The organism is Undibacterium sp. CY21W, assembly GCF_014284265.1.
GTDB classification, from domain to species: domain Bacteria; phylum Pseudomonadota; class Gammaproteobacteria; order Burkholderiales; family Burkholderiaceae_D; genus Undibacterium; species Undibacterium aquatile.
The window spans coordinates 647,576-668,803 of record NZ_JACOGE010000001.1 but is presented as its reverse complement, the minus strand read 5'-3'; the positions used below and the strand labels follow the sequence as shown (position 1 = coordinate 668,803).

General features: G+C 50.4%; 15 protein-coding genes. 10 read left to right on the top strand and 5 right to left on the bottom strand.

The genetic code is table 11. The features are described from left to right. The first annotated feature begins 93 nt into the window (after positions 1-93). Together hppD and phhA are read left to right on the top strand one after the other, a co-directional pair. Positions 94-1,209 (top strand): 4-hydroxyphenylpyruvate dioxygenase, encoded by a 1,116-nt coding sequence (gene hppD, locus H8K29_RS03015; RefSeq protein ID WP_186884701.1) that lies wholly within the window; start codon positions 94-96, stop codon positions 1,207-1,209. Positions 1,210-1,299: 90 nt separating this feature from the next. Then, the gene (phhA, locus tag H8K29_RS03010; RefSeq protein WP_370527133.1) at positions 1,300-2,187 is read left to right on the top strand and encodes a phenylalanine 4-monooxygenase; all 888 of its coding nucleotides are present in this window, start codon (positions 1,300-1,302) and stop codon (positions 2,185-2,187) included. A gap of 173 nt (positions 2,188-2,360) precedes the next feature. On the opposite strand, the gene H8K29_RS03005 is transcribed toward phhA, so the two are convergent. From H8K29_RS03005 to H8K29_RS02995, 3 genes are all read right to left on the bottom strand, one after another. Next, on the bottom strand, positions 2,361-2,891 hold the full coding sequence (locus H8K29_RS03005; RefSeq protein WP_186896327.1) for a hypothetical protein: 531 nt from the start codon (positions 2,889-2,891) through the stop codon (positions 2,361-2,363). Positions 2,892-3,160: 269 nt separating this feature from the next. Continuing rightward, complete coding sequence (locus H8K29_RS03000) at positions 3,161-4,024, bottom strand: lipid A biosynthesis acyltransferase (RefSeq protein WP_186896326.1); 864 nt, start codon at positions 4,022-4,024, stop codon at positions 3,161-3,163. Further along, positions 4,021-4,881 carry a lysophospholipid acyltransferase family protein gene (locus H8K29_RS02995; RefSeq protein WP_186896325.1) on the bottom strand — a complete coding sequence of 287 codons (861 nt, stop codon included), beginning with the start codon at positions 4,879-4,881 and terminating at the stop codon, positions 4,021-4,023. Before H8K29_RS02995 ends, H8K29_RS03000 begins: the two co-directional genes overlap by 4 nt. A gap of 221 nt (positions 4,882-5,102) precedes the next feature. Between H8K29_RS02995 and metK the strand changes: the two genes are divergently transcribed. From metK to H8K29_RS02960, 7 genes are all read left to right on the top strand, one after another. Continuing rightward, positions 5,103-6,284, top strand: coding sequence for a methionine adenosyltransferase (metK, locus tag H8K29_RS02990; RefSeq protein WP_186884696.1), 1,182 nt, complete (start codon positions 5,103-5,105; stop codon positions 6,282-6,284). A gap of 26 nt (positions 6,285-6,310) precedes the next feature. Continuing rightward, positions 6,311-7,228: a M14 family zinc carboxypeptidase gene (locus tag H8K29_RS02985; RefSeq protein ID WP_255423229.1), complete on the top strand. Its 918-nt coding sequence runs from the start codon at positions 6,311-6,313 to the stop codon at positions 7,226-7,228. A gap of 669 nt (positions 7,229-7,897) precedes the next feature. Continuing rightward, a complete protein-coding gene (locus H8K29_RS02980; protein WP_255423228.1) occupies positions 7,898-9,772 on the top strand; it encodes a M4 family metallopeptidase in 1,875 nt (624 codons plus the stop codon). A gap of 327 nt (positions 9,773-10,099) precedes the next feature. Further along, entirely contained in the window at positions 10,100-12,211 is a 2,112-nt protein-coding gene (locus H8K29_RS02975; protein ID WP_186896324.1) for a prolyl oligopeptidase family protein, read from the top strand. Positions 12,212-12,555: 344 nt separating this feature from the next. Beyond that, positions 12,556-14,307, top strand: coding sequence for an ABC transporter ATP-binding protein (locus tag H8K29_RS02970; protein ID WP_186896323.1), 1,752 nt, complete (start codon positions 12,556-12,558; stop codon positions 14,305-14,307). Position 14,308: 1 nt separating this feature from the next. After that, complete coding sequence (locus H8K29_RS02965) at positions 14,309-16,069, top strand: ABC transporter ATP-binding protein (RefSeq protein WP_255423227.1); 1,761 nt, start codon at positions 14,309-14,311, stop codon at positions 16,067-16,069. Positions 16,070-16,075: 6 nt separating this feature from the next. Next, on the top strand, positions 16,076-18,310 hold the full coding sequence (locus H8K29_RS02960) for a penicillin-binding protein 1A (protein WP_186896321.1): 2,235 nt from the start codon (positions 16,076-16,078) through the stop codon (positions 18,308-18,310). 155 nt (positions 18,311-18,465) lie between these two features. Here H8K29_RS02960 and metC read toward each other — a convergent pair whose 3' ends face one another. Then, positions 18,466-19,671, bottom strand: a complete 1,206-nt coding sequence (metC, locus tag H8K29_RS02955; RefSeq protein ID WP_186896320.1) for a cystathionine beta-lyase — start codon at positions 19,669-19,671, stop codon at positions 18,466-18,468. Between the two features lie 145 nt (positions 19,672-19,816). Here metC and H8K29_RS02950 point away from each other — a divergent pair, with 145 nt between their 5' ends. Then, the gene (locus H8K29_RS02950) at positions 19,817-20,299 is read left to right on the top strand and encodes an Lrp/AsnC family transcriptional regulator (RefSeq protein WP_186896319.1); all 483 of its coding nucleotides are present in this window, start codon (positions 19,817-19,819) and stop codon (positions 20,297-20,299) included. Here the strand turns inward: H8K29_RS02950 and H8K29_RS02945 are convergent, their stop codons facing one another. After that, positions 20,300-21,082, bottom strand: coding sequence for an MBL fold metallo-hydrolase (locus H8K29_RS02945; protein ID WP_255423226.1), 783 nt, complete (start codon positions 21,080-21,082; stop codon positions 20,300-20,302). Positions 21,083-21,228 lie beyond the last annotated feature (146 nt).

Sequence of the window (21,228 nt, the reverse complement as noted above, 5' to 3'; positions counted from 1 at the left end):
ATTTGCCGGACTATACTGCTCGTTTGATCTACATCAAAACACGCGTAACGACGTGCCGATGCAGACCCGGACGAATTAATACAGGAGACACGCATGACTTTCCAGACTTGGGAAAACCCTATGGGGACAGATGGTTTTGAGTTCATCGAATACGCAGCACCAGACCCAAAAGCACTCGGTGAATTATTTGTCACCATGGGCTTTACCGCCATCGCCAGACACCGCACAAAAGATGTCACGCTGTTTCGCCAGGGTGACGTAAATTTCATCATCAATGCTGAAAAAGACTCGTTTGCACAGAAATTCGCCCGCAAGCATGGTCCGTCGGTGTGCGCTTTCGCATTCCGCGTCAAAGATGCGAATGCCGCCTACAAACGCGCGCTGGAATTAGGAGCCTGGGGTTTCGACAATAAAACCGGCCCTATGGAATTAAATATTCCTGCCATCAAAGGCATCGGTGATTCATTGATTTATTTCGTTGACCGCTGGCATGGCAAAGACGGCGCACAACCCGGCGCGATCGGCAATATCAGTATCTACGACGCCGACTTCGTTGCGATTCCGGGCGTTGAATCCAATCCGGTTGGACTGGGTCTCACCTACATCGATCACCTGACCCACAACGTACATCGCGGCCGCATGAAAGAGTGGGCTGATTTCTATGAAACGCTGTTCAATTTCCGCGAAATTCGCTACTTCGATATCGCCGGCAAACACACTGGTCTCAAGTCAAAAGCGATGACATCGCCTTGCGGGAAAATCCGTATTCCTATCAATGAATCTTCGGATGACAAATCACAGATTGCCGAATATCTCGACCTGTATCAAGGCGAAGGCGTACAGCACATCGCGATGGGCACGGACGATGTATATGCGACGGTCAGCGGCATGAAAGCAAGTGGCGTGGCGTTCCAGGACACGATAGACACTTACTACGATCTGGTTGATCGTCGTTTGCCCGGCCACGGTGAAAATCTGGAAGCCTTGCGCAAGTTACGGATTCTGATCGATGGCAAGAGCACGGAAACATCGCGCGAATTATTGCTGCAGATTTTCACGACAACAGTGATTGGTCCTATTTTCTTTGAAATTATCCAGCGCAAAGGCGATCAGGGATTCGGCGAGGGCAACTTCCGCGCATTGTTTGAATCTATCGAGCTCGATCAGATTCGTCGCGGTGTACTGAAAGACGACAAAGCGACAGCATAAAATTTCTGAACGGATGTGATGTGAATGACCTCAAAAGGCTGACCGGTTTCTGGTCAGCCTTTTGTCAAAGAGAGACAAGCTATGGACAACATCAACACAAACAATATGACCGTCAGTAATGAAGAATTTCTGGCAACTGTCGCTGAAAAATCTCATGGAGCAGCACTGCGCGGTGACTATGAACATGCCGATTCGCACTATGTCGTCAAACAACATTGGCACGCTTATACCGAGGCAGAACACGATCTCTGGCGCGCCTTATATCAACGACAGATGTCGCTGTTACCGGGACGCGCATGCGACGAATTTATTGATGCCTTACATAAAATGAATGCAGCCGATGGCATTCCTGAATTTGAAAAAACATCGCGTGCATTATTTGCAGCAACTGGCTGGAATATCGTCGCCGTTCCCGGCCTGATTCCTGAACTGACCTTCTTTGAACACCTTGCCAATCGCCGCTTTCCGGTCACCGTCTGGCTGCGCAAACCCGAAGAATTCAATTACATCGTTGAACCCGATGTATTCCATGATTTCTTCGGACATGTACCCATGTTGTTCAATCCGGTATTTGCCGATTACATGCAGTTGTATGGTAAAGGCGGTTTAAAAGCGATGCAGCTGGGTGGTCTTGAACAACTGGCGCGTCTGTATTGGTACACCGTGGAATTTGGCCTGATCAACACCCCGCAAGGCTTACGTATTTACGGTGCAGGTATTTTATCTTCCGGTGGCGAAGTCGAATATTGTCTGACACCAGGCACCAGCTCGCGGCATATCCATCTGGATATACAACGCTGCCTGAATACGCTGTACAAAATCGATACCTATCAAGAAACCTACTTTGTTATTAACAGCTTCCAGGAATTATTTGATGGTACTGCGGCAGATTTTGCGCCGTACTATGAAAAACTGATACAAGGTCAGGCGTTACCTGCCAATACCTTGTTGCCTGACGAAACCGAGCTTTTAGTGTAAATCCTTAGTCTTTAAAAAGTCTGAGCACCACGAACGCCGGAGAGTAATTCACCGGCGTTTTTTGTGGGTAGCTGAATATTTACCAGTTTTCAAACCTGGATAAAATTTTTCAACACCTGTGGCAGTGATAACCAACGGGGTTGTCAATCAAACGCGGTTTGCGTTCAATTCCCCTATTGCGCAAAGCGACCAACACGACTGGTTTGTAAACGTTGTAATGCCAGCGCTTGCCATGCAGGACTGGCATACGCCAGCGTCAGGTTTCTTTGCAGACCGTGCCACAATCCCGCATCCAGATTCAGCTGCAGCGCTTCCAGATAATGCGTGCTGACCAGCATGAATTGCCGCCGGTATGGAAGCAAATAAAGATGCGGGTCGGCCTGCAGTTGCTTGTCTGCGTCGGCGTAATTGGCATACCAGAGATTACTCAGACCAGCGACTTCCGGGCCATGCCAGAAATCCCCCATATCGTCACCCGCCTGTGCCTGACCAGACAGCACGTGGCGGGCATGCTCCCAATGAGAAAAGCCAATATCCGCAGCAGCCAGATTAAGACAATGGCGCAGTTGCCAGCCGTCAGGAATATCCCAGCGGTGCTGGCGACAAAGAACCTGCGCACGCTTGCGAGCATTGGCATTATCACTTTGCAGCAGTGTTAACCACAGACGGGCGCGGGTTTTAAGTTCGTTGATTAAAACGTTCATGTCTGCGCTCCCTGAGTAAGGCAGACAATAAAAGGAAATAGTGCAGAAATATACAAGGTCAACATGATGAGCTCCGATTCGTTATCTGACGACCCGCTACGTCAAACGAATTTCGCTTATCACATCAAAAGATGGCAGCAACAGTATCGTCAGTAACGACATTAGTACTGTAGCTGCAAAGATAAAGGGTGAGAGCCTCTTGTGCGGGAAGGCGCCCCTTAGCACCTGTGGCGCGATTGTAAAAGTAAGCGCAACAAAGTGTCAACCGCTCAATACAAACTGGCTTCACCTTCCGGCCGGGTCTTAAAGCGCTTGTGTGCCCAGAAATATTCTGCAGGTGCTTTCAGGATTTCCTGCTCAATGAAAGCATTCATCTGACGGGTCGCTGCGGTGATATCTGCACCAGGGTAATTTTCCCATGGTGGATGAAACGAGACTTTCCATCCCCGATAATCTGGCAGCATCGTTGCAATGACTGGCACCACTTTTGCACCGGTCGATGCGGCAAGCCGTGGCAATGCGGTCAGCGTTGCGGCAGGTACGCCAAAGAATGGAACGAACTCTGCATTTTTTGCGCCGAAATCCATATCTGGCAACATGAAATACGGCAAACCTTCATGCATCGCCCGGATAATCGGTTTCACACCATCAGCGCGTGAAAATAACTTCACCGGCCGAAACCGCGAACGGCCGCGACGCAAAGCAAGATCAAAAACTTTGTTTCTCTGCTCGGTGTAGATCGAGCACAATGATGATTCCAGCATCACAGCGACACCAGCCACATCCAGACAAACAAAATGCGGACACATCAGTATCGTCGGCCCCTGTTGAATAACATCCAATGGAACGGCTGGTTCGACCTGAATCAGACGCTTCAGACGAGGTTCTGATGCCCACCAGAGAATGCCGCGTTCCAGCACACTGCGTGCATACATTTGAAAATGCTGGCGGGCGATACGCACTCTTTCTGCCTCACTCAGATGCGGTAAACAGAGTCGCAAATTGGTCAGAGTAATATGGCGACGTTTGCGTATCAGAGAAAACAATATGCTACCGACGCCCGCCCCCAAACGCCCCAAAACTGGCAAAGGCAACCAATGCAACAACCACATCATCAGGAGCACAGCTCTCATGCCTGTCCCTCTGTAACATCAGTATCGGGACCACTGACACCATCCGGTTTTTTGTAGCGGTTATAGCTCCAGAAATACTGTGCTGGTGAACGGGCAATCAATTTTTCCATACCGCGATTAATCGCTTCCGCCTGTTGCACAGGATCGCTTCCCAACTCTTCCTCAAATGCGGCAAAACGTACGACGTAGCCACGCCCATGCGGTAAACGCTCAGCGTAAGTCAGAATAATCGGCGCACCGTTCATGCTGTGCAACTTGGCTGACAAGGTCATCGTATACGCTGGCTTACCGAAAAATTTTGCCCAGACACCTTCGCCTTCCTGCGGCACCTGATCTGGCAATAAACCAATCGCCTCGCCTTTCTTCAGTGCCTTCGCCATAATGCGCACACCAGATAAATTCGCCGGTGCCAGCAACAGATTTTCCCGCGCACGCGCACCTTCGATCAAAGGTTTCAGTGCATCTTTACGGGGAGGTCTATACATCACCGTCAAACGCGTGCGTACCGCGATCGACTGCGCAACAATTTCAAAGCAGCCTAAATGCGGTGTCAGAAAAATCACGCCTTTTTTGGCATCCAGCGCCTGTTGTACTAAGTCCCAGTTTTCCAGACTGGCGGTACGCAAAACACGATCAGGTTTCGCGCACCAGATAAAAGGTAACTCGAGTATATTTTTCCCGGCCTCTTTGACCGCATCGCTTAAATGTGCAGAAAATCCGGCACGTTCGAGATTTTCCCGCAAGCGCCGACGATAAGAGCCTGACAAAAAATACACAATACGTCCTAATACTGCGCCAATCAGATGCAGTACAGAGAGCGGAAAAATCGACAGAAATCGGAATAGAATGACAAGCATGACGCTGCTCAAGAATAGGTAAAAAAAAGAGGGGTATTCGACAGAAATCGAATAGAGAGCGTAAAATATCACACATTGGCTAGCTGTTGAGGTTCTGACGGCAAGCTACCGCCGAGTTAACAGACAACTTGCGAGGCGGTTTATAAAATTCGCTAAAGCGTCGCAGGATCTCTTTCCGACTGCGGCACAATTTTTTACGGTCATTTTTACAGGAGCCTGCGATGGCAAATGATTTTCTTTTTACCTCAGAATCCGTTTCTGAAGGACATCCCGATAAAGTCGCGGATCAAATCTCCGATGCAATTCTCGACGCTATTCTCGAACAAGATCCCTACTCCCGTGTTGCAGCTGAAACGCTGACAAACACTGGTTTAGTTGTCCTTGCCGGTGAGATTACGACGCAAGCCAACATCGATTACATTCAGGTAGCGCGCGATACCATCAAACGTATCGGCTATGACAATACTGAATATGGTATCGACTACAAAGGTTGCGCCGTGCTGGTCGCGTATGACAAACAATCGAATGACATCGCTCAAGGTGTGGATCGCGCGAGTGACGACTATCTGAATATCGGTGCGGGTGATCAGGGTCTGATGTTCGGCTACGCTTGCGATGAAACACCTGAGCTGATGCCAGCACCGATTTATTACGCACATCGTCTGGTGGAACGTCAGGCGCAATTGCGTAAAGATGGTCGTCTGCCGTTCCTGCGTCCGGATGCCAAATCCCAGGTCACAATGCGTTATGTCGATGGCAAGCCGCACAGCATAGACACCGTCGTATTATCGACCCAGCACAGCCCCGATCAAAGCGAAACACCGACCAAGATGAAGCAATCGTTCATCGACGCGGTCATTGAAGAAATTATCAAACCCGTGCTGCCGAAAGAATGGCTGCAGGATACCAAATACCTGATCAACCCTACCGGTCGCTTTGTGATCGGCGGTCCGCAAGGTGATTGCGGTCTGACCGGCCGTAAAATTATCGTTGATACATACGGTGGTGCCTGTCCGCATGGTGGTGGCGCATTCTCCGGTAAAGATCCTACAAAAGTAGATCGTTCTGCTGCCTACGCTGCACGTTATGTTGCAAAAAATATCGTGGCGGCAGGTCTGGCTAAGCAATGTCAGATTCAGGTGGCATATGCGATCGGCGTGGCACGGCCTATGAATGTCACGGTTTATACCGAAGGCACAGGCGTGATTCCTGATGCGCAGATCGCAGCACTGGTCAATGAATATTTTGATCTGCGTCCAAAAGGTATTATCCAGATGCTGGACTTACTGCGTCCGATTTATTCAAAAACTGCGGCGTATGGTCACTTTGGTCGTGAAGAGCCAGAGTTCACTTGGGAACGCACAGATAAAGCAGCGATCTTGCGGGCGGCGGCAGGTTTGTAATTTTTGTAGCGGGAGTTGAAGTAACGATGCGGTGGTTTTTATTGAGTGGTAAAAAAGTCATTGCATCGTCCTGCAAAAAAACAGCGCTGGCCTGCACGATGCTGATATCTGCCGTATCAGCATCCTCGACATTTGCCGTCCCCCTTGCCAAGACAAAAACCGTCACTGATTGGTGCACTCCGCTTGCACTCAAATTACCGGGAGTCAATGTCAACGATTGCCTCAAAAGTAAGTTGATACCCGCAGGTACAAATTCACTCAATGGTTTTCCTCTGCTGTCACGTGACTGGCGTGCAGATGCCAGACATCCGCATGCCATCAAAGTATTGCTGCTCGGCGGCATTCACGGAGACGAACAAACGGCGTCGGCCATCGTATTTAAGTGGCTGGAAAATATCCAGAAAAATGACGTGACCGAGTTTCATTGGAAAATCGCACCGGTCGTGAATCCTGACGGCTTACTCGCGGCGAAACCGCGCCGGGTCAACGCCCGTGGCATTGATCTGAACCGTAACTTCCCCACGCCGGAATGGGAAAAAGAAGCGCCCGCCTACTGGGCTCGCGTGACTCGAAAAGACCCGCGCCGCTATCCAGGTAAAGCACCGATTTCAGAACCAGAAAGTCGCTGGGTGTATGACACCATCGAAAAATACAAACCGGATGTGATCATCTCGGTTCATGCACCATTTGGTGTGCTGGATTTTGATGGACCGAGTAAGCCGCCGAATCGTTTTGGCAGACTGACCTACAACCGTGTCGGTGTTTATCCTGGCTCGCTGGGAAACTACAGTGGCTTGCACAAGGATATTCCAGTCGTCACCATAGAGTTACCCAACGCAACTCAGATGCCCCCTGAAGCTGAGGTGCAACGCATCTGGCAAGACATGCAAAAATGGATACGCCAGAATATCGCGGCACCAGTAAGAACTGCGCGCAACCCTTAAGTAAAAGTATTTTCAAAAAATTTTTTTAAAAATAGAAGGATGGCATTTCTACGCACAAAATCCGGCATTCAGATAAGGCAGCATTCATCCCCAAAAAAGCAGTTGCAGCTACTTAACTCGACGCAGAAAAATAAATTGATTATTTTTCTAAATAAAGGGAATTTTTTTCGATATGACGAATCTTAGCTCTGACTGATCAGAATCAATACGCCAGTCTTCAGAATAAGTTATTTAATCACAATAGTTTTTCTGTCAAGCCCACCTATCATCTTCCATTACTTATTACATAATAATTAGTAAAAATATTTTTAACTATTTGTTATGAAATATCCCTGTTTGCTTCGCACATCCCGTGTTTCGATGAAGCAAGTTCGATATTTACTAATTGAAAAGAAATTTTCTTCTGTTGGTAAAAAATTTACTTTTTTAAGTAATTAAAAATACGCAACACTGTCATTTTCCCTTAACAAATTATCTGATTAACTATTTATCGCTATCAGGACAATCGCTTGTCGGGTAGCGAGCATGTATCGCAGTGTTTTCGCTGGGCGATAAGCCATTTGTTTCAGGCTTTCCCGCTTTGATCTGGTTTGTTTAAGTTCTACTCTTAACTTGCTGCCATAAGCTGCAAGTTCAATAACATTAACAACAATTTAGGGATAAACAAAAATGACACGTACTTCTAATACCAGCTTAGTGTTCCGGCCAACCATGATGGTAGCGTTGCTTGCCTGTGCATGGAGCGCCTCAGCAGCAGACAAAATCAATTTGGAGCAATTGACGCCTTCGGCGACCGCGCAATCTGCGGCGAGCAGATCATCGTCGGTCACAGGTAAAGCGAGCTCGGGGACTCCCAGCATCCACAGCACTTTGGGTTTAACAAGCAGTGAACTGCAAGCCGCACGCAGCCAGACTTACGCTAACGGTCGCGTAGTAACGCGCTTCCAACAATTTCATCAAGGCGTGCCAGTCTGGGGTGAGGCCATTGTTGAGCACGCCAATGCTGGCGCAGCGCAATCGACCCTGTCAGGCTATCTGATCAGCAATCTGGCCAAAGATGTACCAAATGCCAAACCGTTCTATTCAACAACACAGGCAGTTACTCTGGCAAAAACTCAGGCTCGCGCATCCAGCAGCGAAAATGAACAGGCAAAACTGTTTGTGAAACTGGACGAGAATAACGTCGGCAAACTGGTCTATCTGGTGTCATTTCTTGACACTACAAATCCGGCAAAACCCAGCCGTCCGCATTTCATCATTGATGCCAATACCGGTGTCGTTGTCGAGAAATGGGAAGGTCTGACTCACGCAACGACAGGCACAGGGCCTGGCGGCAATGCGAAAACTGGTCAGTATGAATATGGTACAACAGCCGGATACGGCTTCCTCGACGTGACTGTCAGTAGTTCTACTTGTACGCTCAACAGCACTAATGTTGCCACCTACAACATGAACAGCGCAACATCAGGTTCAGGGACGCTGCATTCATTTACCTGCCCGAGAAATACCGTCAAAACCATCAACGGTGGTTACTCACCGATGAATGATGCACATTACTTTGGTAACCAGGTCTTCAACATGTACCAGACCTATCTTGGCGTGCGTCCTATCAGCCAGAAGCTGGTCATGAAAGTGCATTATGGTTCGAGCTACGAAAATGCATTCTGGGATGGCAGCTCGATGAATTTCGGCGATGGTGCCTCCACTTTCTATCCGTTGACAGCACTGGATGTAACCGGACATGAGGTCAGCCACGGCTTCACCGAACAAAACTCCGGTCTGGTGTATTCGGGTATGTCGGGTGGTATGAACGAAGCGTTCTCCGATATGGCTGGTGAAGCAGTTGAGTACTATGTCAAAGGGACGAATGATTTCAAAGTCGGTACCGATATTTTCAAAGCCACAGGTGCATTACGTTATATGTACAACCCACCGCTGGATGGCGGCTCCATTGCAAATGCGAGCAACTACACCAGCAGCCTCGATGTTCACTATTCGAGTGGCGTGTATAACAAAGCCTTTTACCTGTTAGCAACAACAGCAGGCTGGAATACACGCAAGGCATTTGAAGTGATGGCAGACGCTAACCGCCTCTACTGGACATCCAGCAGCACATTTAACCAAGGTGCCTGCGGTGTTGAAAAAGCAGCGACTAACCGTGGCTACGCCGTTGCCGATGTGACTGCGGCCTTCGCCAGCGTTGGTGTCAGCTGCACCACAACAACACCGACCGCCACCCCACTGACAAAAGGAGTAACCGTCAGCGGCATCACACTGGCGAAAGGTGCAACGAAACTGTATTCCATCGTGGTTCCTGCTGGCGCGACCAATCTGACATTCAAGTTGTCTGGCGGTACAGGTGACGGTGATATTTATGTCAAAGCATCGACAGCACCGACAACGACATCGTACACAGCAAAATCAACCGGTTCCACCAATACCGAAACCGTGACTATTGCTTCGCCGTCAGCTGCAACATACTATGTTCTGGTCAGTGCATACGCGGCAGTCAGCAGCACAACGCTGGTCGCGAATTACCAATAAACGTAAGTACAAAGCCGTCGCTCATTCGTAACGAATGAGAAAAAAATCCCGCTCCTTCTGCTATGCAGTTGAGCGGGATTTTTAATGTGCAGAAGTGCCGCAAAAAATGTGTGATCTGCACAAGCTGTCTGAATCTGCGCGTCAATTCAGATCGGCATAACAAATCAACTTTCTTACGGGGTGTAATATCAGAAGCAGGAAATATATGCTTACATGGAACTAGTCAGTTAATTCTGTGTCGATGTATAGCTACAATGGCGCAGATAAACAATACGGTACCTGCCACAAAACAAGTAACAAAATCACACAGCGGAGAACTCTTAAAAAATGAAACCACAGTTATCACTGCTCACCACCCTCTGCATGCTCGGTGTAACCAGCATCGCGGCGGCACAAACCACGGATTCTCAACAATGGCTGGAAGACGTCACCGGAGAGAAAGCACTGAATTGGGTCAAGGCACAAAACCAGGTCACCCGTAACAAGCTCGATAACGACGCTGGTTTCAAACAATTACGCAGTGATTTGCAAGTCATCCTGAATTCCAAAGACCGCATCCCCGGCATACGAAAAATGGGCGATGCCGTCTATAACTTCTGGACCGACGCTGAACACCCGCGCGGTGTCTGGCGCAAAACTTCACTCGAAGAATATCGCAAGGCGCAACCGAAATGGGAAACTGTGCTCGACATCGGCGCTCTGGCGGCAGCAGAAAATGAAAACTGGGTATTCAAAAACAGTAATTGCCGCGAGCCTGCGTTTGACCGTTGCCTGATTGAACTCTCGCGAGGCGGCGCGGATGCGGTCACCATGCGTGAATTCGATCTGAACACAAAAACCTTTGTGAAAGACGGCTTCTCACTGCCGGAAGCAAAAATGTCGCTGGACTGGCGCGATAAAGACACCTTGTTTGTCGCCACCGACTTTGGTGCCGGATCACTCACCGATTCCGGTTATGCCCGCATCGTCAAAGTATGGAAGCGTGGTACTCCGATCAGTGCGGCCAAAACTATTCTGGAAGGTAAAAAAGCCGACATGGCAGTCTCGGCGCAAAGTACGCAGCATGGCGGAATTCAACATGATCTGGTCTACCGCCAGATCACTTTTTACACTGCAGAGCAATTTCTGCTGGAAGGTGACAAACTCACTCGACTGGATGTACCAGCGCAATCTGGGGTGTCTTTCCTCAGCACCCAAATCATTATTACCCCCAGAGAAAACTGGATCATCGGTAACCAGACCTATACTGCTGGCAGCGTACTGGCGATGGACTTTGACGCTTTCATGAAAGGTGAACGAGAATTCACGATACTGTTTACACCGACTGCCAGCACCTCATTCACCAGCTTGGCAGGAACGCGCAACACCCTATTGCTGCAATCGCTAAGTGACGTGAAAAGCAAGCTGGCAGAATGGCATTTTCAAGCGGGTAAATGGACGCAACGTGAGGTGAACTTACCAACCTTAGGCGATGTAGGTATTAGGGCATGGGATGCGGTTCAAAGTGATGAATACCTGCTGAGATATTCTGACTATCTGACACCCGACGTGCTCCTGCTCGCGCATGCTGGCAACGATGAGCGCGAACAATTGAAATCAGCGCCCGCATTTTTTGATGCGACCCCTTACGAAACAGTACAGCAATTTGCGACCTCCGCCGATGGCACGAAAGTTCCTTACTTCGTCGTCAAACGGAAAGACGTGAAATACGATGGCAATAACCCGACACTGCTGTACGGCTATGGTGGTTTCCAGATTTCCATGACACCCTACTACTCTGGCGCCTTAGGTAAAACCTGGCTGGAAAAAGGTGGCGTCTACGTCGTTGCGAATATTCGTGGCGGCGGTGAATTCGGCCCACGCTGGCATCAGGCCGCACTGAAAGAAAACCGTCAGCGTGCATATGATGACTTTGCTGCCGTCGCAAACAGCCTCATTACCAGCAAAATAACCAGCCCGCGCCATCTTGGTGCCATGGGTGGCAGTAACGGCGGCTTGCTGGCGGGCGTTGCCCTGACACAGCATCCGGAATTGTTCAATGCCGTTGTCAGCCAGGTACCACTGCTGGATATGCAGCGCTACAATCAACTGTTGGCGGGCGCGTCCTGGATGGGCGAATATGGTAACCCTGATGTGCCGCAAGAATGGGCATACATCCAGCGTTACTCGCCTTACCACAACGTCAAAGCAGGCGTTCGCTATCCTAATGTTCTGTTTATTACCTCAACCCGTGATGATCGAGTACACCCCGGCCATGCACGTAAAATGGCTGCGAAAATGCTGGATCAGGGTCACAAGAATGTCTGGTACTACGAAAACATCGAAGGCGGACATGGTGGTGCGGCAAACAATGAACAAAGAGCCGATATGAGCGCAATTACCTATAGCTTCTTGTGGAATATGTTAAAACGCGACAACGAAGCAAATGCGATTCACTGATTGCGGCAAACTGCCACAAATTGGAGCGACGCTGATTCGACGATGATAGTCGAATCAGTCTGCGATCCAATCACAATCCGTTTAATCCGTTTACAATCCGTTATCCTATTGTGGGATAACGGATTTTTTATTTAACAGGGCTGACGCAAAATTGACCCGGCAAGACTAAAAAGCTTTGTTCTGCTTTGGGAAACATCGCTGGTAAGCGATGTCCGTTTCGCCAGCAGGCAACATGTTACCTGAAACCCTGGCTACACCATGGCGACGAAGATAGTACGAATAGGTCGGCCATGAGCCATCACGCCGCAGGAGCGGTTTTGCGGAAGTCCTACTTAAGAATTTGCATGACACTGTTCCAACTACTGAAAACATTTATCCGCCGCCATTGGCAGCGCTATTGTGCAGCAGCCAGTATGCTGTTCGCCGTCGCCCTGATGACCGTATTGATACCACGTCGCGTTGGCGCCGTGATTGATGGACTGGTCAGTGGGCAGCTTGATCAACGCGGTATGCTGACCGAACTCGCATGGCTGTTATTGATGGGCATTGCCATTTATTTCCTGCGTGTCGGCTGGCGCATGCAGCTGTTCACAGCCTCGTATCAGCTCGGTGTTGAACTCCGTACCCGTTTATATCAGCGCCTGAGTTTACAGGGACAGAATTTTTTTCAGCAACAACGTACCGGCGACCTGATGGCACTCGGCACCAATGATGCCGATGCGATAGAACTTGCGGCCGGTGAAGCAGCACTGGCAGGTTTTGATGGATCGATGACATTTGCCCTGGTCATCGGCATGATGTTACTTGGCGTGGACTGGCGTCTTGCGGTGGCGGCCTTACTGCCATTTCCCCTGATGGCCTGGGCGTTCCGGCATATCACACATCAGGTGCATGAAGCCTCGCGCGATTCGCTGGAACGCTTCAGCAAACTCAACGATCAGGTGCAGGAAACCCTCGCCGGCGTGCGCACTCTGCGCGCTTTAGGTCTGGAACAACGCAGTGCCGAGCAGTTTGCCAAACTCGCTGAAGACGCTGCCAGCGCCAGCCTCTCGGCGCAAAGCTGGGAAGCGGCCTATGAACCTGCGGTCGGCATCACGCTGACGGCAGCCGGTGCACTGACATTGGTGGTCGGCGGCTATCTGGTGTGGCACGAAGAAATGACGATAGGCGCGCTCACCAGCTTTACTATGTATCTGGGACAACTGATCTGGCCCATGTTTGCTGCGGGCTGGGTATTGTCTCTGATGGAGCGTGGCAAAGCAGCCTGGGGCAGACTGGAACCTATTCTGTCACAAGAACTGTCGATTCAGGATAAGGGTACGCTGAGCAGCCCGCTATCTGGCACGATTCATTTCGACCACATCAGTTTTTCGTATCCCGGCCAGAGCAGAAATGCACTGAACGATATTTCGGTGTCAATCGCACCTGGACAAACGCTGGGCATCGTCGGGCCAACCGGCGCAGGAAAATCCAGCATCATTAAATTGCTGTTGCGGCAAATAGAAACTGCACATGGGCAGGTGCGGTGGGGTGAACATGCCATTGCAGAATATCCGCTGCACAGCTTACGAACGGCCATTAACTGGGTAGCACAGGAACCTTTTTTATTTTCGGCGTCAGTGGCAGAAAATATTGCGCTGTCGAATCCCTATGCCAGTCGTGAGCAGGTAATCCGTGCGGCGACCTTAGCGGCAGTACATGATGACATTCTGCGTTTCCCACAAGGCTACGACACACCCGTCGGTGAACGTGGTGTCACACTGTCAGGTGGGCAGCGCCAGCGCGTTGCGATTGCCCGCGCACTGCTGACATCCAGTCCGCTGTTGATACTGGACGATGCGCTTTCCGCCGTCGATACGGATACCGAAACCCGCATCCTTCAGCATCTTGCCGAATTACGCCAAAAACAAAACGAACGCAGTGCGATCATCATCAGTCACCGCCTGAGTGCGGTGGTCGATGCCGATCACATCCTTGTTTTGCGGGATGGAAAAATCACAGAACAAGGAACGCATCAACAACTGCTGGACGCCAATCAATGGTACGCATCGCAATGGCGCTATCAGCAACTGGAGGCAAGCTTACATGCCGCGTGATATGAGTACTACAGAAAATACCACTCCGAAATCTGAAAAAAAATTAGCCGTACAGTTATTGGTGCAAGCAGCCCAGCCAGAAAAAAAGCACGTGATCTGGGGCGTATTTTTTTTGCTGATTGCGGCGGGACTGGAAGCGCTCGGCCCTTTGCTAGGCAAAGCGTTTATCGATCGCTATCTGCTGCCGCGCATCATGGACTGGCCTGCTGTTATCGCCTTACTGGTGGCGTATGTCGTAACAGGCTGGGGAGCAACCTGGCTGCGCTACATGCAGCTGACCCGGCTTGCAGGCGTTGCAATGCGTTCAGTGCGGCGCTTACGCGAACAAGTGTATGGGCACGTCCTGCGTTTGCCTATGGCCTTCTTCGATAAGGCGATTACCGGTCAGCTCGTCAGCCGCGTCACCAACGATACCGAGTCAGTCAAAAATCTGTATGTGCAGGTGCTGTTTGTGATGCTGGACAGTTCCATCGTCGTGCTCGGTGCACTGGTGGCCATGGCATGGCTGGACTGGCGATTGATGCTGATCGTCATCACCTTAATTCCGGCCGTCGTGATTATTGTCTGGTTTTACCAGCGCTGGAGCGCTCCGGCGGTCAGCAGGGCGCGCCAGTTACGCAGCGACATCAATGCGCAGGTTGCAGAGAGCATCAGTGGCATGAGCGCACTGCAGGCCAGCAATGCCGAACAACGTTTCGGCCAACGCTTTGCCAACACCAACCAATTGCATTACATCGCCCGTCTTGATGAACTGCGTGCAAACGCCTGGTTACTGCGACCAGCACTGGATTTACTCAATTCCGTGCTGCTGGTGGTCGTGATTTACAGCTTTGGGCAACGCAGTTTTTCAGGTGTTGAAGTCGGGATTCTGTATGCGTTTGTCAGCTATATCGCACGTGTTGTTGATCCGCTGATTCAGATTACGCTGCAATTCGGGCAAATTCAGCAAGCGGTCGTCTCAGCTGCGCGGGTCAATACCTTGTTACACGAACAGCAGGCAACGAACACCAGTACCGATGTACAAATGCTGTCAGGCGACGTGAACATCGAGCATCTGAGCTTTGCATACAGCGCCGGACATCCGGTATTGCAGGACGTAAATTTACACGTACCGGCAGGGAGTTTTTTTGGTGTGGTAGGTCATACCGGCAGCGGAAAATCGACGCTGATGAGCTTGCTGCTGCGCTTTTATTCCGCGCAATCCGGCAGCATCAGGATCGATGGGCATGACATTGCCGCTTTCTCGGACGAGCATTTCCGCGCCAGCGTCGGCCTGGTACCGCAAGAACCATTTTTGCTTGCCGCCAGCGCGCGTGAAAATATCGCGATGGGGCGCAGCATCAGCGAGGCTGACATCATCACGGCAGCGAAAGCAGCGCACGTGCATGAGTTTATTCTGCAACTGGAACATGGCTATGACACGCCGCTGGGCGAAGGTGGAGCCAGACTATCCACCGGGCAAAAGCAACTGATCGCCATTGCCCGCGCGCTGGCGGGTCAGCCACGCATCCTGTTCCTGGATGAAGCGACCTCCCATATTGATAGCGAAACCGAACAGATCGTGCAGATTGCGCTGAATGAATTACGCGGCAAAGTCACCATCATCGCCATTGCACATCGCCTTTCCACCATCAGGGAAGCGGACAGCATCATCGTTCTGAATCACGGCAAAATCGCAGAACAAGGTCAGCATCAGGAATTAATGCAGATAGATCAGGGTATTTATCAAAAACTGTATCTGCTGCAAACTTTAGAGGATTAAACCGACATGAAATGGATTGCTGCCATCGTGGCATCGCTGGGCATCATCGCTGCGGGCGTGCTGGCCTACGTGTTTCTGGTACTTGCACCAAACCTGCCGCCACTCGACGCGGTAACCGATTACCGTCCCAAGATACCGCTGCGTATCTACACAGCAGATAACGCGCTGATCGGTGAGTTTGGTGAAGAACACCGCGAATTTGTACCAATCAAAGAGATTTCAGAAAAACTGAAAACAGCCTTGCTGTCGACTGAGGATGCACGCTTTTACGAACATAGCGGTATCGACTTTATCGGTGCCGGTCGCGCCGTGCTGGCAGATTTGCGCGGTGGTTTTCATCAGGGTGCTTCGACCATCACGATGCAAGTTGCCAGAAATTTTTTCCTGTCACAGGAAAAAACCGTGAATCGCAAACTCAAAGAATTATTACTCACCACCCGTATCGAAGCCGCACTCAGTAAAGATCAGATTCTGGAGTTGTACATGAATCAGATTTATCTGGGTCAGCGTACCCATGGCTTTGCCGGTGCGGCACGCACTTACTTCAATAAATCGCTGAATGAACTGAGTCTGGCGGAAAGCGCAATGCTGGTCGGGATACCAAAAAATCCGGTGCGGCATAATCCGGTCAGCAATTTCCAAAAGGCCAAGCAAAGGCAGGAAGTGGTGCTCAAAGTTATGCTCAATCGTGGCGTGATTACCGAAGCGCAATACGATCAGGCCATACATGAAAGAATCACCGTCACCGGCAAACAAATTTATGACACTCATGCCGACTATGTTGCTGAAATGGTGCGCCAGAAAATCGTCGACGAATACAAAGAACAAGCCTACACCAGTGGTATCAAAGTCTATACCACGCTGCTGAAAGCTGATCAGGAAGCGGCCTATGAAGCAGTGCGTAACAACGTCATGGCATACGACCAGCGTCACGGCTATCGCGGCCCCGAAGCCTTTATTCAGTTACCTGCTGATGAAGATGAACGTGACGATGCAATTGATGAGGTGCTGCGAAAACATCCCTCCAGCGATAAATTACAGGCAGCGGTCGTAACCGAAGTCAGCAGCAAAATCATCAAGGCGGAACTAGCCAACGGTGACACCGCAGTGGTTGATGGCGACGGCTTAAAATTTGCTGCAAACGCCTTACAAGCGAAAGCGAAATCCAGTCTGAAAATCGTTCCGGGCGCGGTGATCCGCGTGATACAGGATACGAAGAAACGCTGGAGCATCAGCCAGTTACCTGAAGTCGAAGGTGCCTACGTTGCCCTGAATGCGGAAACCGGTGCTTACCGTGCACTGATAGGCGGATTCGATTTCAATCGCAAAAAATTCAACCATGTCACCAGCGCCTGGCGTCAGCCTGGTTCCAGCATCAAACCCTTCATTTATTCTGCTGCGCTGGAAAAAGGCTTTTCTCCGGCAACGCTGATCAATGACGTGCAACTCTCCGCCACGACAGGCACCCTGCTGCGCTGGGACCCACGTAATGACGATGGCAAATATGATGGCCCCATCAGCATGCGTACGGCGCTGGCACAATCGAAAAACGTGGTCTCTGTGCGCATACTCAAAGCTATCGGTGTCGATACTGCGCATAACTGGTTGCCGCGTTTTGGCTTTAACAAAGAAAAGCATCCGGATGATCTGACCATGGCGCTAGGCACTGGGGCAGTCACACCAGCGCAACTAGCGGCAGGGTATGCCGTATTTGCGAATGGTGGTTATCAGATCACGCCGTGGCTGATCAGCAAGGTCGTTGATGCCAAAGGCAAGGTGCTGAGTGAAAATAAAGTACCGGCGATTGCCCAAGAAGATGCGCGTGTGATTGATGGCAGGAATGCCTTTGTGATGCATAGTCTGTTAAGTGAAGTCACCCGCAGCGGTACCGGCGCCTCAGCCAGCGCGCGCTTAGGGCGCCATGATCTGGCCGGTAAAACAGGAACGACCAGCGATGCGGTTGACGGCTGGTTTGCTGGCTACGCAGCGAATGTCGTCGCGGTTGCATGGATGGGCTATGACGATCCTAAATCCTTAGGCGGCAGAGAATTTGGCTCCACGCTCGCCTTACCTATCTGGATAGACAGCATGCGTGCGAGTCTTGCTGGTAAAGCCGAGAGCCAGAGAAGTGCCCCGGACGGTGTCAGCAATGCCGAAGGCGACTGGATGTACGTGGAATTTCTGAATGGCGGCGGCGTAAAAACATTGGATATGGATGAGGCAGTCAGCCCACCACCATAACTCACCACCCAAAAAAAACCCGCAGAAAAATCTGCGGGTGAATATCCTGACCTTTGGAGGTAAAGCAGTAGGACGCTGGCATCTTAAACAACGCGAATGACACGTTGATGACAACACTGGCGAACGCCACGAACTGCATTCACTGAATTAAAAATTTATGCTGCTCTGGCGATAGCGCCTGGTTCTCGTAATGCAAAAAATCCAGCGTCCAGATCGGCAATTAAATCCTCCACTGCTTCCAGTCCGATATGCAAACGTATCATCGGTGCGCTCCATTTTTCTGCATTAATCGTCCGGTATCCGGCTGGGCGGGTCGGCAGAATCAGGCTTTCATATCCGCCCCAGCTGAAACCTATTCCAAACAAGCGCGTACGGTCAATCAATGCAGCGACCTGCGCTTCAGTCACATTGGAATGAAAGACCGCGCCCATCAATCCACATGCATATTCAGCACGGAAATCGCGCTTCCACAAAACGTGCCCTGCAGCGCCTTCCAGCGGTGGATATAAAACCTCTGCCACTTCAGGCTGCGCCTGCAGCCACTTCGCAACGACCTGCGCACTTTCGCGATGCACTGCCAGACGCGCAGCCATGGTACGCAAACCACGCAATGCCAGCGCCGCATCATCACCGCCGACAGACATACCCAATTGCTTATACGTATTGCGAATACGCAGATGCAAGGCTTCATTCGTCAAGATCGCACCCATCAACGCGTCAGAGTGACCGACGATGTACTTGGTCGCCGCATGCAGTGAAACATCAACCCCCAGCGCAAAGGAATCCCAGCCTATCGGCGTTGCCCATGTGCTGTCAGAAACCACCACCGCACCAGCCGCATGTGCAACAGCCGCAATCGCCGGTATATCCTGCACTTCAAACGTCAGCGAACCCGGAGACTCAACAAAAACCACTTTGGTGGTCGGCTGCATCAAGGCAGCAATACCCGCACCAATCAGCGGGTCGTAATACGTTGTGCTGACGCCGATCTGTTTCAACAAACCATCACAGAATTGGCGTGTAGGATCGTAAGCGGTATCAACCATCAACAGATGATCGCCCGGTTTCAGCAAAGCCAGCAAGGTCGTTGTAATCGCCGACAAACCCGACGAGGTCAGCATGCAGGCAGCAGCACCCTCCGCTGCGCACAATGCCTGCTCCAGCGCCAGTGTGGTTTCGGTTGCATGGCGCGCATACGAGCGGCGGGTGCCATTAGCTTCCTGCAAAGCCGCACAATCGGGAAACAACATCGTCGAGGCGCGAACCACAGGCGGGTTGACGGGGCCATGATGCTCTTTTCCTTTGCGGCCGGCATGGGTCAGGCGCGTTGCCGTTTGCAATTCAGATGAGTGTTGCTGCATGGCGTTCTCCAGAGACAGAATATTTCAGGTATCGCGTTAAGACGATGGTTTAGCCGTTATCGTAACAATCATCCGGCAGAAATTTTTACTCATTTTTTTATGCATATATGTTATTTTTAGAAAAATTTACTAAAAATAACTGATTATGGATAAAAAAGATCTTGAAATACTGAATTTCCTGCAGAAAGATGCCTCCATCGCCCTGGCAGATCTGGCGCAGGCAGTGCATCTTTCCGTCACACCTTGCTGGCGGCGGGTGCAAAAACTGCAGGAAGATGGCGTCATCCGCGGGCAGGTTGTTCTGTGCGATCCGGGCAAACTGAATCTCGGTTTAACCGTGATGGTGGCGCTCAAGGCGGCGCAGCATAACGAGAAATGGATGCAAAAGTTTATTGCAGGAGTCAAAGACATCAGCGAGATCGTTGAGATACTGCGCATGAGCGGCGACATCGACTATCTGTTGAAGGTCCATGTGCCGGATATGGCAGGCTTTGATCTGGTCTATAAAAAACTGGTGAAAGTCGCCGACTTACAGGACGTCAGCTCCAGTTTTGTGATGGAAGTGATTAAGAGTACTACCGCATTGCCTCTCGACTATGCGGTAGTGAAACCGCTGAAAGCTGGCTGATCAGCCACGGAAGCGGTAGTTTTCCTGCGTGAACAGGTCAATGCCGCACTGAAGATTTTCTATCCAGTCGAGGAACGCGTGTATCGCTTCTTTACCGACAAAATAACGACCATGTTGCGGCACCATCATATCGATATCCATTTGCCGAACCATGTTCGCCCACAGGCGACAGACCTTGTTTGACACCATGTAACGCTTATGGAAACCACTCATGGTGTGCAGCTCTTCGAGGAAATCTGCTTTGGTTCTCATCGGTTTCTCGATATCGCTCGCATCCACCATCGACGCGCCCATATCACCGGAAAACAGGATTTTTGATTTCGAGTCGTAAAACTGGAAATTGCCTTCCGCATGCAGAAAATGCGCAGGTATTGCATGGATCGTGGTGTCACGCATAGGCACAGGCATGCCCTCATCCGGAATACCGATAATGCGGCCGTCAGCACGGTTCAGATTACAGAAATGCGGTACAAAACGTGACCAGAGTTTAGACACGTACAGATTACATTCGGTACTGAACAGCCACTTGTCGAGTGAACCGATAATGTCAGGGTCCTGATGCGAAGCAAACATATACTTCAACTGCTGCTTGGGTACGTATTTGTGCATCGCCAGTACCAGTGAGTTGTATGTCAGATGGCCGGACGGATCTATCAAAGCGCCTTCACCATCGGAAACGACAAGGAACTGGTTGGCCTGAACGGCATGATCCCCGGCATCTTTCACCAGATCGTTAAACATCACGCAGATGTGTTTGCCGTCATTGTAAAGTTCAATAGCCAATTTTGCTCCCGGTGGCAAGGTTATTTAAATATGAAAAATTAAATATAACGAATTATTGTAGTGCAGAAAAAGGCCTGTATTCTTGACTTGAATCAAAATAAATATTTTCTTACAGACAAGAATTTGTGCTTAAAAACGGAGAATGA